This is a genomic window from Actinoplanes auranticolor, assembly GCF_018332655.1.
Classification (GTDB): Bacteria; Actinomycetota; Actinomycetes; order Mycobacteriales; family Micromonosporaceae; genus Actinoplanes; species Actinoplanes auranticolor.
On record NZ_BOQL01000017.1, the window covers coordinates 134031 to 149093 of the forward strand.

Below are 15063 nucleotides of genomic sequence, written 5' to 3' on the forward strand. Positions count from 1 at the left end.
TCAGACCTCCAGGTCGGACAAGGACGGAATCGCCGTCGGCGTCGCTTTCGCGGCCGCCGGGGTCGTGTCGAGGTAGTCCAGCAGGCCGTCGACGTACGACACGTCCACCCGGACCTTCTGCACCCGGCCGTCGACGTCGCGCATCACGAACTCGCGGAAGCCCAGGCGGGCCGACGACGAGGTGTCCGCCTGCGACAGGGAGGCCAGCGTCGCCTCGTAGCCGTCGTGGACCGGGACCCGGAGCAGGCGTAGCGCCTCCGAGGCGATTTCCTGGTCCTCGGCGATGCGGCCCACGAAGACCGTCGACACCAGGTTCTGCACGTCCAGGCCGAGGATGTCGCGGGGGTTCTGGGAGGCCACGAACGCCGCCAGGTTCCACTTTCGCGAGTCGCGGGCCAGGCGGACCAGGAACGACCGGCCTGAGCGCCAGCCCTCCATGAAGTGGGCCTCGTCCAGGCCGACCATCTTGCGTGAGGCCATCGAGCCGCCGTAGCAGCGCCGGACGGCCAGGCGGTGGGCCGTGTGCAGCATCGGCAGCGCCAGGGATTCCTCGGCCGACCAGTACTCGCGTTCGATCTTCATGTCCGGCAGGCGCAGGCCCGCCATCGTGATGACCGTCAGCGCCGAGTCCGCGCTGAGCAGATGCGCCGGGGGGCGGCCGAAGAACAGCAGCGCCAGGGGCATCTCGGCGGTGTCCAGGAGCAGGTTCGCCAGTTCCTTGCCGTCGTCGTCCAGGCCCTGCAGGCAGGCGATCACGTCGTCGAGGGTGGAGGTCTCCTCGGCCGGCACCTGGCGGACCGCGTGCCGCAGCAGCGTCGCGGTGGACGCCTCCTTGGCCACCTGCGGCGGGACCAGCATCGAGCAGATGTCCTGGACCAGCATGCGGCGCTCGGCCCGGGCGTTGGAGACAGCGATCTCGTACTCGCGGTCGCCGCCGGCGCCGGCCGCGAACTCGCTGCGGACCGGGGTCGGGATCAGCGCGTACGGCGCCAGCGTCCCCTGCTCCGAGCCGGTCAGGTTCAGCAGCCGCGAGTACGGCCGCAGCTCCGGCATCGCGCACAGCCGGGCCAGCGGGCCGGACGGGTCGAGCAGGGTCACCTGCACACCGCGGCGCGCGTTCAGGTAGCCCAGCGCGCCCATCAGCGTGGACTTGCCACCACCGGGCTCCGCGACCAGCACGCCCAGCCCGGAGCGTTCCCGGACCTCCATCGGGAAGTGCAGGTCCAGGAAGACCGGCCGGCGGCACGTTCCCGACGTACGCCCGATCAGGTCTCCCCGCCGGTCACCCACCGTCGACGCGGCCTGGGGCAGCGCCGCGGCCAGCAGCTTCACCGGCATCCGGCGCACGTAGCCGGTGTTGGCGATCGGCTCGCCCGGGATGAACTCGCGGGCCAGTTGGTCCTGGTTCTTCGGGTGCTGGAGCGAGATGCGCAGCTCGCGGGAGTAGAGCTGGATCAGGCGCCGGGCCCGTTCCAGGCACTCCTCGCGGGTGCGGCCGCCGACGGCGATCCGGTGCCAGCCGTGCGCGCGGGCCGACTCCACCGGCAGGCCGGTGGTCATCTCGTCGCCGATGACCAGCGCGCGCTTGGCCAGGCGTTCCAGCTCGGGCGGGGCGTCGATGCCGTGCTCGGCGTAGTCGAGCTGCTGCGAGCGGATCATCCGGAGCCGGTGCTCGAGGTTCTTGAAGGAACTGTTCGAGCCGAGGATGTCGATGCGCGAGGAGAGCTCCATCGGCCACGGCAGCCGCTCGTGGAAGTGCATCCACGGCTCGTGCTTCTCCGGGATCTCCAGCGGCTCCATCCGGCCGACGGACAGCACGGCGACGTGCCGTTCCTCGCCGGTCATCCGGTTGACCAGCTTGACCGTCGAGCCGTACGGGGTGCGGTAGCGCTCCACCTGCTCGGTCAGGGCGAGCAGGTCACCGCGCTCCCAGTGGCCGTTCGAGATCGGCGACAGCGGGCCGGGCGGGGACATGCAGAGCGCGACCGAGCGGAACAGCAGCCATTCCAGCTCCTGCGGAGTGACCCGCCGGCCACGCATACCGAACGCGTTCAGCACCTCGTCGAACTGCTCGACCGTGCGGCCGAGCTTGCGTCGTTCCCCGTCGGAGGTGCCCTTTCCGAACATCCGCAGGATGCGCTCGGAGAAGGTGTCGCCGAGCGAGCGGCGTGCGAACGTCACGCCCAGGTAGGTCTGGCCCTCGGCGTGGTTCACCGAGAGCAGGTGCCGCTGCGCCGCCACGAGGTGGTCCGACCAGGACGTGGCGCCGGCGACGTCGGGCAGCGGCTTGGCCGTGTGCGAGTCGACTGTGCGGGCCCACTCGTCGGCCGGGAAGGGCCGGTTGGTGCGCCGTAGGTGCAGCCGGAAGCCGGCCAGGCCCGCGTACTGCTCGGAGATGGCGGAGAGCAGCGCCTCGCGCTCGGCGTCGGGCCGGAAAGCCCAGCGGACCTCGGGCAGCGAATACCACGCCGTCACGGTGCTCTGGGTGAACGTCAGGTGCCCGGCGATCTCGCTGATCTCCAGCTCGATGGACGGGTCGCGGTCGCTGAACTTGAGCTTGTGCGGGCGCAGCGGCGCCGCCTTGACCTCGTTCTTCTTCGGCCGCACGGCCGGCAGGTTGGCCGGCTCCTTGCGGCGGCCGCGGCGCTTGGCCGGAGCCTTCTCCGGCATCGGCGCGGGCAGGTCGGCGCGGGCGTCGGCCTCGGCCGGCGCAGCCGGGTGGTACGCCTCGACGGCGGCCACGGGAGTCACTCCGGGAGCTGCCGTGGTCTGCCACAGGGGCGGGGACTGCACTGGCGCGGTCGCCGGGTAGGCGCCGGGCTGAATCTCCTCCGGCCAGTCCTCGAAGTCGGACTCGGGCGCCTGGCGTTCGTCGTAGAAATCGGCCTGCGGCCCGCTCGGCGCCCGCATGAAGGGCGAGACCGGCGCATCGGCCGGCGGAGTGCCGGGCCCGGCACCATTCGACGACGGAACGGGCGGCAACGCGATCGCCGAATCCCCACCGTGACCGGAAGACTGCCCGTTATGCCCGGACGGCTGCCCGTTGATGCCGGAGGCCGGCTCGGCGAATGCCGGCGCAGTCCCGTCAGGACCGGGGGCCGCACCCCGGGCGCCCGCCCCGAAACCCGTCAGAGCCGAAACAGAGCCGTTGGAAGCCGGCACGAACCCGTCAGAAGCCGCCGCAGACCCAGCAGCACCCGACACGCCCCCGGCGGAACCTGAGGCAGATCCAGCGGGACCGGAGACGGATCCACCGGGACCCGAGACGGACCCGGTAGAACCTGAGCCAGATGCAGCAGGGCGCGGCGTGGGTTCGCCAATGCCCGAATCCGGGCCGGCGGAAGCCGGTGAGGGGCCTGCTGAGGCCGACGTGGACCCAGCGGGAGCCGACGAGGTCCCGGCGGGCCCTGCGGCAAAGCTGGTGGGCGCCGAGGCCGGGCTGGTCGGTGCGGCCGGAGGTGCGGAGGTCTGCCGGTTCGCGTCCGCACCGTCGAAGTCGAACCCGAAGTCGAAGTCCACGTCCGGGTCGTCGGCGGGCGGCTCCGGCTCGGCGGCCGGTGCCGCCGGCTGGGCCGGTGTGCCGCCGAAGAGATCGAGGAACGGCGAATCGATGTCCATCGGGTCGACCGGCGGAGCGCCGTTGGTGCGCGGGCGTACCGGCTGCGGGGCCTGGAAGACCGCGACGGCACCGTGGCCCGGGCCCGGCACCTGCTCGAGACCTTCCTCCGGAGAGTGATTATCCGATCGCACAGCGTTACTCTGCCTGCCCGGAAGCGACGAGTCCGCGCGGGAATGCCCGGGCGGTGGGGTAGCGGTCATGAACGGGCCCCGTTCGGGCATGCGATGAGAGCGGCGAAACTGGTCATACCAACTCCTCCCGAACCCTGATGCGCGTGGCGACGAGTCTCGGGTCGCGCTGTTCGACGGCCGGCTCGCGGGTGCGGCGCCAGTCGGTGAGCGCGGTGCGGATGACCATCCGGGCCGGGCGGTCGGGGTCGACGTGCCGGAACACGTAGGAGGTGGTGACCATGGCCAGCGCGATCTCCCAGGCGGGGAAGGCGTCGATCTCGAACGTGATGAGGTAGTGCAGAAAAACGAACAAAGGCACTAGTAGGACGAACATCCCATACTGCGCATACGGCAGGTGCATGGGCAGCGTGTATCCGGGCGGGCCCAGATAGACAAGGCGTGCCCGGTAGATGTCGTCATCGGTGCGCAGCCGCATGTGTCCGCCCGCGGCTCAGGCGAAGATGAGGCTGATGAGGTAGTCGCCGACGAAGAACAACGTCGCGGCACCGGCGATGAACGCGAGGCCGACGATGGCGATCGCGGAGCTGGTGAGCACCTTCGAGATCTCGCCGCGGCTGGCGCGGCCGATGAAGATGATGCCCAGGACGGCGAGCAGGATCGGCGCGATGTTGCTCGCGAAGAAGGTGACGACGCCCTCGGTGTTGATGCCCTTGGGCTCGGGGGCGGCCAGGGTGCTCTGCTGCAGGGCCGCTGCGACCTGCGTGGCGATCTCTGTGGCGATCATCGGTAAACCTCCCGGGTGCCCGGCGTGAGGGCGCCGAGCACACTGCAGTTGTAAAGCCTCGCTGACGGCAACGCCCATATGGTGCTACTTCCAGCTCACCGCGTCGAGTGAGCTGGTCAGGGCGCTCCTGTCCTACCCAAAGCCCGTCTGCTCTCTTCGGTCCTTCAATGATGCCCAGTTCCGAAGAGTACGGGCCGTACTTCTTACCTACAAGCTGCCTGATTCGTTACCCAAGGTAAAGACATGACTGAAGATGAGTCACGTGGCATCGAACACATGTACTAAAGCGCGAGGCCCGGTACCTTCTTCTCGTGACTGAGCCGACCGGTAGCGCAACGACCGCGCAGGTCAGCGGCGATCCGCTGCTGCAGCAAGATCACCCGGTCGTGATGGGCGTCCTCAACGTGACCCCGGATTCCTTCTCCGACGGGGGCCGGTATGCCGATGTCGACGCCGCTGTCAAGCACGCCGTTGCGCTGCGCCGGGACGGAGCCGACATCATCGACATCGGCGGCGAATCCACCCGGCCGGGGGCCGACCGGGTGGACGGTCCGACCGAGATCGCCCGGGTGCTTCCGGTGATCAGGGCCCTGGCCGGCGCGGGCGTGCCGCTGAGCATCGACACCACCCGGGCCGAGGTGGCCGCCGCCGCCCTCGCCGCCGGGGCCGTGGTGGTCAACGACGTCTCCGGCGGGCTGGCCGACCCCGCCATGGCCGCCGTGGTGGCCGAGGCCGGCTGCCCGTGGATCCTCATGCACTGGCGCGGGCACTCCCGGCGGATGCTCGACCTGGCGCACTACGACGACGTCGTGGCCGAGGTCCGCGCCGAGCTGCTGCAGCGGGTGGACGCCGCGGTCGCCGCGGGCGTCGACCCCGGGCGGCTGATCCTCGACCCCGGCATCGGCTTCGCCAAGCGCCCCGAGCACAACTGGGCGCTCAGCGCGCACCTGGACGAGCTGATCGCTCTCGGTCATCCGGTGCTCTTCGCGGCCAGCCGCAAGACGTATCTCGGCCGGCTGCTCGCCGGGCCGGACGGCGAGCCGCGGCCGGTGGACGGCCGCGAAGCGGCGACGATCGCCACGTCGGTGCTCGCGGTGGCCGCCGGGGCGTGGGGGGTGCGGGTGCACGACGTACGCGCGACCGTCGACGCCCTGGCCGTGTGGCGCGCCACCGGCAGCCCGCGCATTTCAAGATCAACAACCGGGGGTACGCCGTGAGCGACCGCATCTCCCTGCACGGCCTGCGCGTCCGGGGCCACCACGGGGTCTTCGACTTCGAGCGCCGCGACGGCCAGGACTTCGTGGTCGACGTCGAGCTCGAGCTGGACCTCGCCAAGGCGGCGGCCGGCGACGATGTCACCGACACGGTCCACTACGGCGAGTTGGCCGGTCGCCTGGCCGAAGTGATCGCCGGCGAGCCGGTCAATTTGATCGAGACCCTGGCCGAGCGGCTCGCGGCGGTATGCCTGGCGGACGCCCGGGTCACCGCGGCCACGGTCACCGTGCACAAGCCCCAGGCGCCGATCCCGCTCGAGTTCGCCGACGTGGCGGTCACCGTACGGCGGACCCGATGACCCGGGCGATCCTCTCGCTGGGCAGCAACCTCGGCGACCGGTACGCATACCTCAGAGCCGCCGTGGAGCAGCTCGGCGAGAGCGTCGTCCTGGTCTCGGGGGTCTACGAGACGCCGCCCTGGGGTGACGTCGACCAGCCGGCGTACCTGAATGCCGCGGTCCTGGCCGTGGACCCGGCAGCGGATCCGTCCGGCTGGCTCACCCGGGTCCGCGCGGTCGAGGAGGCGGCGGGCCGCGTCCGCGATCCGGAGCGGCGCTTCGGCCCCCGCACGCTGGATGTGGACGTGATCGCGGTGTGGCACGACGACGGCACCCCCGTGCTCAGCGACGATCCCGAGCTGGCCCTGCCGCACCCCCGGGCGCACCAGCGGGCGTTCGTGCTCAAGCCGTGGCTGGATCTGCAGCCCTACGCCCAGCTGCCCGGGCACGGCTGGGTGACCGACCTGCTGAACGCCCCGGAGCTCACCGCCGACGCGAACGCGCTGACCCCGCGACCCGATCTGCCGTTAGAGTCACCAGAGTGAGCAGTAACCCCGGCGGTGGCGCACCCGATCCGTCGATGCGTCCGACCAGCCTGTCCGTCCTGGTGGTCGCCGGGCTGGCCGCCGCCGCGGTGGGCTGGCTGCTCCTGAGCGCCCTGTACGCGCAGATGCCCCGGCTGCCCTGGCTGCCGATCATCGTGCTCGGCGCGCTGGCCGTCATCGAGGCGACCCTCGCGCAGAACACGGCGGCCCGGATCCAGCGCAAGCCCGGCGCCGGCCGGGTCGACCCGCTGGCCGTCGCCCGGTTCGCGGTGCTGGCCAAGGCGTCGTCGCTGGCCGGCGCACTGTTCGGCGGCTTCTCGGCCGGGCTGCTGGCCTGGCTGGCGCTGGAGCCGACCCGGGCTGCCCGCGACGACGTCCCGGCTGCCACCGCCGGGGTGGCAGCGGCGCTCGCGCTCGTCGGCGCGGCGCTGTGGCTGGAACGCTCCTGCCGGGTGCCGGAGAAGCCCGATCACAAGGACGGCGGAGGGCCGGGACAGCAGGCCGGACGGTCCTGATCGAGTCCGATCCGGGACTTGAACCGAGGGCCTCTCGTTTCCGTATGCTGTGCCGGCGGCGAAGGAGGTGTGCGGGATGGCCTACGACGAGACCACATATCGGCGTAATGCCGGTGACCAGGGCGAAAGCGACCCGGCGGCGTACCGGGCCGGCCTCGCGGCCACCGACTTCCGGGCCCGGCGGCGCGACCTCGATCCGGACGAGAGCGAGGGCGCGCAGCTCGTCGAGCCGGCCGGTGACCCCGGTCGCCGCGGCGGGGACTTCGACGACGGCCGTGACCGGCTGGGCATCCACATCGGCTGGGAGATCGTCCTGCTGCTGGCGGTCGCCGCGATCGCGTACCTGCTCTACCGCCTCGACCCGGCCAGCCTGCGCCGGCCCGCGCTGGACACCCTGCTCATCACGGGTGCCTCGATCGGCCTGCTCGCCCTCGGCGCCGGCCTGACGCTGCGCGCCGGCGTGCCCAATCTCGCGGTCGGCCCGATCGCCCTGGGAGCCGCGCTGCACTTCGCCGAGAACGGCGACGAGGGCCTGGTCCAGGCGGCCGTGCCGGCGCTGATCATCGCCGCCGCGGGCGGCCTGGTCGTGGCCGTCCTCGTGCTCGTGCTGCACGTGCCCGGCTGGGCGGCGACACTCGCCGCCGCCATGGGCGTCGTCGTCTACGCCCAGCTGCGCACCGCGCCGGTCACCGTCCAGGCCGGCTACGACCCGGCCGACCAGGCGTTCTACCTCTTCGGCGGTTTCGCGCTGCTCGCCGTCATCGGCGGCGCGCTGGGCACCGTCATGCCGATCCGGCGGCTCGTCGGCCGGCAGCGACCGGCCGGCGACCCGGCCCTGCGGCGCGGGGTGGCCGCGGCGTTCCCGGTGGTCGCCGCGCTGGTGCTCTCGTCGGTCTTCGCGGTCGGCGCGGGCGTCCTCATGGCGGCCCAGTCCACCGCGCCGATCGCGCCCGGCACCGGCCTGGAGTGGACCGGTCTGGCCTTCGGCGCGGCGCTGCTCGCCGGCACCAGCGCGTACGGCCGGCGCGGCGGCATCTTCGGCACGCTGCTGGCGGTGGCCGGGCTGACGCTCTTCCTGGACTACGCGGCCCGCCGCGACTTCGACATCGCGCTGTTCGCGATCGCGGGCTGCGCGGTCGGCGGTGGCCTGATCGTCACCCGGCTGGTCGAGACGTACGGGCGCCCGCTGCCGATGCCCGCGACGGCGGACTGGAACGCCGCCGCGTCGGCCGGCACCACGTGGACCCCGAACATGCCGCAGACCTGGTCCACCTCGGCCGAGCCGCCGGACAGCAAGCCACTGCGCTGGGACGAGGGCCCATGGGGCAGTACCCGTTGAGGGTGCGCCGTTGCGCCCTATGCTGGCTGACATGACCGACTCGACCTTCGCCGAACTGGACGCCCTGCCCACCGAGGAGCTGCGTGAGCGGGCCTTCGCGAAGGCGCGGGAGCGCCGCGACCTGAGCTTCTTCTGGTCCGTGTTCAAGCACCTGCCGGACGCGGACGATGCGGCGACGCTGGACGGCGCGCCGAACACGGTGGGCCCGACGATCGAAGAAGCGGTCGCGCTGTGGCGTGAACTGACCGGACACGGGTACGGGGAGCAGGAGCCGTTGCTTCGGGCAGCCTTCATCGATTACCTGCAAAAGCACTGAGACCACCGCAAGGCATACATTCACGGATATCAGTCCCGACGCGTTTGGTGAGCGGAATCCGCTGGGAAATAGCGGGTTCATGGCTCTCACCAACCGCTACAAAACTGCGCCCGGCGCGGGCACGATAGCCGCGCTGATACTGGTCCTGGTCTTCGGCAGCCCGTGGTACTCCGACTGGGCCCAGGACAACACCAACCCGGAGACCGCCGGCGGCTGGTGGCTGCGCCTGCTGGCGTGGCCGCACTGGCGGTTCGACTCCGACGACTCGCTGCGCGCGATCGTGATCGGCGACCTCAAGGCGATCCTGGTGGTCGTGCTGACGCTGGTCTTCCTCTACCTGCTGCCCGGCTCGCAGCTGGCCCGGGCCCGCGGCACGATCAGCCAGTTCTTCGCCGGCTGGGCGTCCTACGTCTTCGCCGGTGGCTTCGCCGCCCTGCTGACCACGCTGTTCCTGGCCAACCCCTCGCTGCTGGGCGCGTTCCGCACCGCCGGGGAGGGCGCCACCTACGGCCTCTTCGTCGGCTGGATCATCGGCCTCGCGACCCTCGGTGGCCGGCGCGGCACCCGGTAGAGCCTTCCCCGGCCCGGCGTGCGGCGTACCGCGCCGCCGTACGACCCGGGCCCGCCGCGGCACCAGGTGACCGCCGCCCCCGCGGCCACCGCACCGCCGCGACACCCCGCGGCGTGACCGGACGGTTCCCCCCGTCATCCGGTCACGCCGCGGCTCGCTGTCAGGCCGGCGCCGCCGCTTCCGCGTTCGGCGCGTCGAAGAGGGCCGAACGGGACACCGCACCGACCGGCTTGCCGTCGGAGACCACCACGACGTTGAGCGAGTCGCTGGTCAGCATCGCGGCGAGCGCGTCGTAGAGCGTGCCGGACACGTCGACCGTGGGCAGGCGCCCGATCTCCTCGATCTGTCCGACCGGGCGCATGGCGTCGCGGACCGGCGTCACGGCCAGCCGCCGTACCCCCCGGTCGGTGCCGACGAACTCGCTCACCGTCGCCGACGCGGGCCTGCTGAGCAGGTCGGCCGGGGTCGCGTACTGCATGAGCCGGCCGCCCTCGGCCAGCACCGCGATCCGGTCGCCCAGCCGTACGGCTTCATCGATGTCGTGGGTGACCAGCACGATGGTCTTGCGGACCGCCGCCTGCAGCCGGAGGAACTCCTCCTGCAGCCGGCCGCGCACGATCGGGTCCACCGCGGAGAACGGCTCGTCCATGAGCAGCACCAACGGGTCGGCGGCGAGCGCCCGGGCCACGCCCACCCGCTGGCGCTGACCGCCGGAGAGCTCGTGCGGATAGCGGCCGCCGTAGCGCTTCGGGTCCAGCCCGACCAGCTCGAGCAACTCGTCCGCGCGGTCCTTGATCCGCTTGCGGTTCCAGCCCAGCAGCCGCGGCACCGTGCCGATGTTGGTGCGGATGCTCTGGTGCGGGAAGAGCCCGACGTTCTGGATCACGTAGCCGATCTGGCGGCGCAGCTCGACCGGGTCCTGCGCCGAGACGTCCGCGCCGTCGATCAGGATCCGGCCCTTGGACGGCTCGATCAATCTGTTGATCATGCGGAGCACGGTGGACTTGCCGCACCCCGACGGCCCGATCAGCACGGCCAGCTCACCCGCCCGCACCTCCAGGCTGATGTCGCCGACCGCCACGGTCCCGTCCGGATAGACCTTCCCGACGTTCTCGAGCGTGATAGACGCCGCGGTCCGGCCAGCGCCGGAGTCGTTGATCGCGGTAGCGTCCACGTATGTCCTTCCTGTCGGGGGTCCCGGTGCCGGCGTGGCCCCTCGCTGCTCCCGGGGAGCTGGCCGCACCCGCCGATGACGGGCCGGGAAATCCGTGGTTCTCGTGGCGCTATGTCCATGACAATGCCGGCGAGATCCTGTCCGCACTGCAGTTCCACGCGGGTCTCACCGCCCGTGCGGTGATCATCGCGCTGATCGTCGCGTTGCCGCTCGCGGTCGTCTCCTACTGGTGGCGACCACTGACCGGCCCGATTCTTGCACTCTCCGGCGTCCTCTACACGATCCCGTCGCTGGCACTTCTCGCCCTCGTCGCCCCGGCGGTCGGCACCACCAGCGACACATCGGTGCTGATCGCGCTGGTGCTGTACGCGCTGCTGGTGCTCACCCGCAACTCGCTGGCCGGGCTCACCCAGGTCCCGGCCGAGGTCCGCGACGCGGCCGCCGGCATGGGGTACGGGCGCCTCGGCCGGCTGTGGCGCATCGAACTGCCGCTGGCCCTGCCCGGCATCCTCACCGGCCTGCGGCTGGCCACCGTCTCGACCGTGGCGCTGGTCACAGTCGGCTCGCTGATCGGCAAGGGCGGCCTGGGCGAGATGATCCTCGGCGGCTTCCGGAACAACTTCTACAAAGCCGAGATCATGACCGGGACGCTGCTCTGCGTCGGCCTGGCGCTGGTCCTCGACCTGGCGCTGGCGGGAGTCGGCCGGCTGCTCACCCCGTGGACGAGGGAGCGCAGCTCGTGAACTACTTCCAAGAGGGCTTCGTCTGGCTCAACGACCCGCTCAACTGGACCAACCCCGGCGGGCTGTTCGACCGCCTCCAGGAGCACCTGCTGATCAGCCTGTGGGCGGTGCTGCTGGGCTGCGCCATCGGCTGGCCGCTGGGCATCTGGCTCGGGCACCGCGGGCGGGGCGGCGGCGCGGTGCTCACCTTCGCCAACCTGACGCTGGCCATCCCCACCCTGGCCCTGCTCACCATCCTGCCGCTGACCCCGCTCGGCTTCGGCCAGCCCCCGGTGGTCGTCGCGCTGGCCGTCTTCGCGGTGCCGCCGTTGCTGGCGAACGCGTACACCGGGCTGCGCCAGATCGACCCGGAGACGCGGGAGGCCGCCCGGGGGATGGGGCTCTCCGGCGGTCAGTTGCTCCGGCGGGTGGAGCTTCCGCTGTCGGTGCCGTACCTGGCGGCCGGGCTGCGCACCGCGGCCGTGCAGGTGGTGGCGACGGCCGCGCTGGCCGCGTTCGTCAACGGCGGTGGGCTCGGCGAGATCATCTCCGCCGGCTTCGGGATCGGGATGAGCAACGGCGGCGGCGGGCAGATCGTGGCCGGCGGCATCGTTGTGGCGCTGCTCGCATTGCTGGTGGAAGCGGTGCTCGCAGGCGTACAACGACTGGTGACACCGGCCGCGCTCCGGACGGACCGGCACCGCCGGCCGACCGCGGCGGCCCCGGCCGGGTAATGGTCTCGCATCGTTACGAAACTTGTCGCACCCTGCGAGTAGGAATGAACGTGGGTCGCTCAGCGCGCCCGGCAAACTGAAAAACACGGGCATCGGACACCGACTGCCCGTCGGACACGCGGCGCGGCCATCTGGCCGGGCCGGGACACAGAAGGCGGCAGTATGCGTCGACACCTGCTCTTGACGGCCGGCACCCTCATGACCGCCGCCGTCATCCTCGCCGGTTGCGGGGAGTCCGGATCCTCCGGCACGGAAGCCCCCGCGAGCTCCGCCGCGGGCAACGGCTGCGCCCCCGTCGCCGGCGACAAGCTGGTCGTCCTCACCGACGACAAGAACCTGCAGAACACCGACAACATCGTCCCCGCGATCAACAAGAAGGCCTCGTCGCCGCAGCTCATCGCCGCTCTCGACAAGGTCTCCGCGGCGCTCGACACGACCAAGCTGATCGAGCTCAACAAGGCGGTCGACATCGACCGCAAGTCGTCGAAGGCGGCGGCGGAGGAGTTCGCCACGGCGAACTCCATCACCACCGGCATCGAGAAGGGCTCCGGCGGCGACCTGACGGTCGGCGCGGCCAACTTCAGCGAGAACGCGACCCTCGGCGAGCTGTACAACATCGCGCTGACGGCCGCGGGCTACAAGGTCAAGGTCCAGCAGATCGGCAACCGCGAGCTGTACGAGCCGGCCCTGGAGAAGGGCGACATCGACGTCGTCCCGGAGTACGCCGCCACCCTGGCGACGTTCCTGTCCGGCAAGGTCGACGGCAAGGACGCCAAGGACCCGTCCTCGCCGCAGCTCGAGACCACGATGACCAACCTCACCGCCCTCGGCGAGAAGGTCGGCCTGGTCTTCGGCAAGCCCTCCACGGCGCAGGACCAGAACGCCTTCGCCACCACGGAGGCCTTCGCCACCAAGTACGGCGTCAAGACCCTGTCCGAACTGGCCGCCAAGTGCTCGGGCGCGGCGACCGTCCTGGGTGGTCCGCCGGAGTGCCCGCAGCGGCCCAAGTGCCAGCAGGGCCTCGTCGACACCTACAAGTTCCAGGCCGGCAAGTTCAGCTCGCTCGACGCGGGCGGACCGCTCACCAAGACCGGCCTCAAGCAGGGCACCATCAGCGTCGGCCTGGTCTTCAGCTCGGACGGCGCACTGGCCGCCGGCTGACACCCGGCCGATCAGCCCGGTCGAATCACCCCGGATGCGGGGCATCGCGTGAGCGATGTCCCGCATCTGCCCGTTTCGTGACGGGTGCCGCTCTGGGTAGCATCTGCGACCATGCCTGACCGGGACCCCGAGGGGCCGCACAACGCCCGCCTCCTCACGGTGCTGATCTGGGCCGGCGTCGGCCTGGCCCCGGTCGCCGCCCTCGTCGCCCTGCTCGGCGGCGACGGCTCGATCCGCTTCGCGGTGCTGCTCGTCGCGGTCTGCGTCGTGCTCATCGGCGCCGCGCTGCTGGTCCGCAACGACCCGGTGCTGCTGGAGATGGACGCCGAGGACCAGATCAAGGCGATGCGCGACGAGCTCCGGGAGGAGATCGCCGCGAACGCCCGGGGGACGGGTCAACGGGTCAAGGCCCTGCAGGACGAGATGACCCGGATGCGCGCGGCCGGCTCGCCGGCCACGGCTCTGGCTCCGGCGGGGGCACGGCCGATGGGTGCCGCGCCGGTGGGTGCCGCGCCGGTGGGTGCCGCGCCGGTGGGCGCAGGGTCGGCAGGTGTCCGGCCGATGGATGGTGGTCGGCCGGAGGCTGGGCATGCGACCGGTGGTCGGGCGTCGGCCGCCGTGCCGAGGCCGCCCGCTGCAGCTGGGCCGGGGCGGTCTGGTGGTCGGGTGCCGGAGGCGGGTCGGGAACCGGGAGTGGTCGGTGCCGGTGGGCGGGCGTCGGCCGCTGTGCCGGGGTCGCCGGCTGCGGCTGGGCCGGGGCGACCCGGCCGCCGGGTGCCCGATAGGGATCGTGAGTCCGGGCAGGTCAGCACGGACGGCCGGGCGCCCGGGAGGGGTCGTGAACCCGGGTTGGCCGGCGGCCGGGTACCGGACGGGGGACGTGCGCCCGGGCCGGTCAGTGCCGGAGCGCCGGTGGTGGCGACCGCGTCTGTCGCTCCGGCCACGAGCCCCACGTCGGCGGCCCGGGTCTCCGGAGCCGCTGCGGCCTCCGTGCCCGTAGCGGTGGCATCGGTCCGGCCCGCAGCAGCGGCCCCCCGTCAGCGCGGCGCCGCGATGGTGCCGCCGCCGACCGGTGGTGGCCATGCCGCCCCGGCGGGGCAGGGCGGCCCCTACGGCCCAGGACTGTCCGGATCGGCGTGGGCAGAGCGCGGCGCGGACGCCGAATACGACGCCCCCGACGCCGACGGCGCCTACGCGGCTGAAGCCCCGGCAGGGCGGCGGCCGTCCCGGCGGCACGCGGCGCCCGACACAGGCACGGACATCGCCCGCTACGGCCTGACCGAGTTGCCGACACCGGAGGCGCCCAGCTACGGCGCCGCGCCCTTCGGCAACGGCTACGACGTGCCAGGCTACGACGGACAAGCGGCCTTCGACGCTCAGCCGGGCTACGACGGACAAGCGGGCTACGACCCTCAGCTGGGCTACGACGAGCAGCTGGGCTACGACAAGCAGCTGGGCTACGACGCTCAGCTGGGCTACGACGCTCAGCTGGGCTACGACGCTCAGCTCGGCTACGACGAACAGACCGGCTACGACGGACAAACCGGCCATGGCGGCTACGGCCAGCCCGGTGCCGCGGCCTGGACCGCACCCGCCGACTACGACTACGCCGATCCCGCGGCCCAGGACCAGGCCGGAACCGGCGGCTACCACTACGCCGACCCCATCGCTGACGACCGGTCGAGATACGGCGGCGCGGACTCGCCCTTCTTCGCCCAGGACGCGTCCGGCGGTTTCCTGCTCGACAACGAGGACCCGCAGCCGGGGACGGAGGACGCGGAGCCCGGCCAGGCCAACACCTATGGCCGGCCGGTGAGCGACAACCAGTACGGCCCCGATCCCATGGCCCCGCAGCACGGCTGGGCGCCGCGCAGCCACGAGCCGCGGGGCAGGCGGTAGC

General features: G+C 72.0%; 15 protein-coding genes. 11 read left to right on the forward strand and 4 right to left on the reverse strand.

Translation table 11 applies throughout. The features are described from left to right. The 3 genes from Aau02nite_RS09010 to Aau02nite_RS09020 form a co-directional block, all read right to left on the reverse strand. Positions 1-3618: an ATP-binding protein gene (locus Aau02nite_RS09010; protein ID WP_246595014.1), complete on the reverse strand. Its 3618-nt coding sequence runs from the start codon at positions 3616-3618 to the stop codon at positions 1-3. Positions 3619-3862: 244 nt separating this feature from the next. Further along, positions 3863-4225 (reverse strand): hypothetical protein, encoded by a 363-nt coding sequence (locus tag Aau02nite_RS09015; protein WP_125811387.1) that lies wholly within the window; start codon positions 4223-4225, stop codon positions 3863-3865. Between the two features lie 15 nt (positions 4226-4240). Continuing rightward, the gene (locus tag Aau02nite_RS09020; RefSeq protein WP_212987851.1) at positions 4241-4534 is read right to left on the reverse strand and encodes a hypothetical protein; all 294 of its coding nucleotides are present in this window, start codon (positions 4532-4534) and stop codon (positions 4241-4243) included. A gap of 389 nt (positions 4535-4923) precedes the next feature. Here Aau02nite_RS09020 and folP point away from each other — a divergent pair, with 389 nt between their 5' ends. The 7 genes from folP (at position 4924) to Aau02nite_RS09055 (ending at position 9372) form a co-directional block, all read left to right on the forward strand. Beyond that, on the forward strand, positions 4924-5751 hold the full coding sequence (folP, locus tag Aau02nite_RS09025; RefSeq protein ID WP_212987922.1) for a dihydropteroate synthase: 828 nt from the start codon (positions 4924-4926) through the stop codon (positions 5749-5751). Then, positions 5748-6107 carry a dihydroneopterin aldolase gene (gene folB / locus Aau02nite_RS09030; protein WP_212987852.1) on the forward strand — a complete coding sequence of 120 codons (360 nt, stop codon included), beginning with the start codon at positions 5748-5750 and terminating at the stop codon, positions 6105-6107. The genes folP and folB overlap by 4 nt, the downstream gene beginning before the upstream one ends. Continuing rightward, complete coding sequence (gene folK / locus Aau02nite_RS09035) at positions 6104-6631, forward strand: 2-amino-4-hydroxy-6-hydroxymethyldihydropteridine diphosphokinase (RefSeq protein ID WP_212987853.1); 528 nt, start codon at positions 6104-6106, stop codon at positions 6629-6631. Before folB ends, folK begins: the two co-directional genes overlap by 4 nt. A 35-nt stretch (positions 6632-6666) precedes the next feature. After that, complete coding sequence (locus tag Aau02nite_RS09040) at positions 6667-7146, forward strand: DUF3180 domain-containing protein (protein ID WP_212987923.1); 480 nt, start codon at positions 6667-6669, stop codon at positions 7144-7146. 76 nt (positions 7147-7222) lie between these two features. Then, positions 7223-8485, forward strand: a complete 1263-nt coding sequence (locus Aau02nite_RS09045; RefSeq protein WP_212987854.1) for an ABC transporter permease — start codon at positions 7223-7225, stop codon at positions 8483-8485. Between the two features lie 31 nt (positions 8486-8516). Further along, the gene (locus Aau02nite_RS09050; protein ID WP_212987855.1) at positions 8517-8801 is read left to right on the forward strand and encodes a hypothetical protein; all 285 of its coding nucleotides are present in this window, start codon (positions 8517-8519) and stop codon (positions 8799-8801) included. A gap of 79 nt (positions 8802-8880) precedes the next feature. Beyond that, a complete protein-coding gene (locus tag Aau02nite_RS09055) occupies positions 8881-9372 on the forward strand; it encodes a hypothetical protein (RefSeq protein WP_212987856.1) in 492 nt (163 codons plus the stop codon). Positions 9373-9532: 160 nt separating this feature from the next. On the opposite strand, the gene Aau02nite_RS09060 is transcribed toward Aau02nite_RS09055, so the two are convergent. Further along, a complete protein-coding gene (locus Aau02nite_RS09060) occupies positions 9533-10546 on the reverse strand; it encodes an ABC transporter ATP-binding protein (protein WP_212987857.1) in 1014 nt (337 codons plus the stop codon). A gap of 2 nt (positions 10547-10548) precedes the next feature. Here Aau02nite_RS09060 and Aau02nite_RS09065 point away from each other — a divergent pair, with 2 nt between their 5' ends. The 4 genes from Aau02nite_RS09065 (at position 10549) to Aau02nite_RS09080 (ending at position 15062) form a co-directional block, all read left to right on the forward strand. Further along, a complete protein-coding gene (locus Aau02nite_RS09065; protein ID WP_212987858.1) occupies positions 10549-11289 on the forward strand; it encodes an ABC transporter permease in 741 nt (246 codons plus the stop codon). Further along, positions 11286-12002 carry an ABC transporter permease gene (locus Aau02nite_RS09070; protein ID WP_212987859.1) on the forward strand — a complete coding sequence of 239 codons (717 nt, stop codon included), beginning with the start codon at positions 11286-11288 and terminating at the stop codon, positions 12000-12002. The genes Aau02nite_RS09065 and Aau02nite_RS09070 overlap by 4 nt, the downstream gene beginning before the upstream one ends. Positions 12003-12164: 162 nt before the next feature. Continuing rightward, positions 12165-13163 carry a glycine betaine ABC transporter substrate-binding protein gene (locus Aau02nite_RS09075; protein WP_212987860.1) on the forward strand — a complete coding sequence of 333 codons (999 nt, stop codon included), beginning with the start codon at positions 12165-12167 and terminating at the stop codon, positions 13161-13163. A 111-nt stretch (positions 13164-13274) separates the two neighbouring features. Continuing rightward, entirely contained in the window at positions 13275-15062 is a 1788-nt protein-coding gene (locus tag Aau02nite_RS09080; RefSeq protein WP_212987861.1) for a hypothetical protein, read from the forward strand. Position 15063 lies beyond the last annotated feature (1 nt).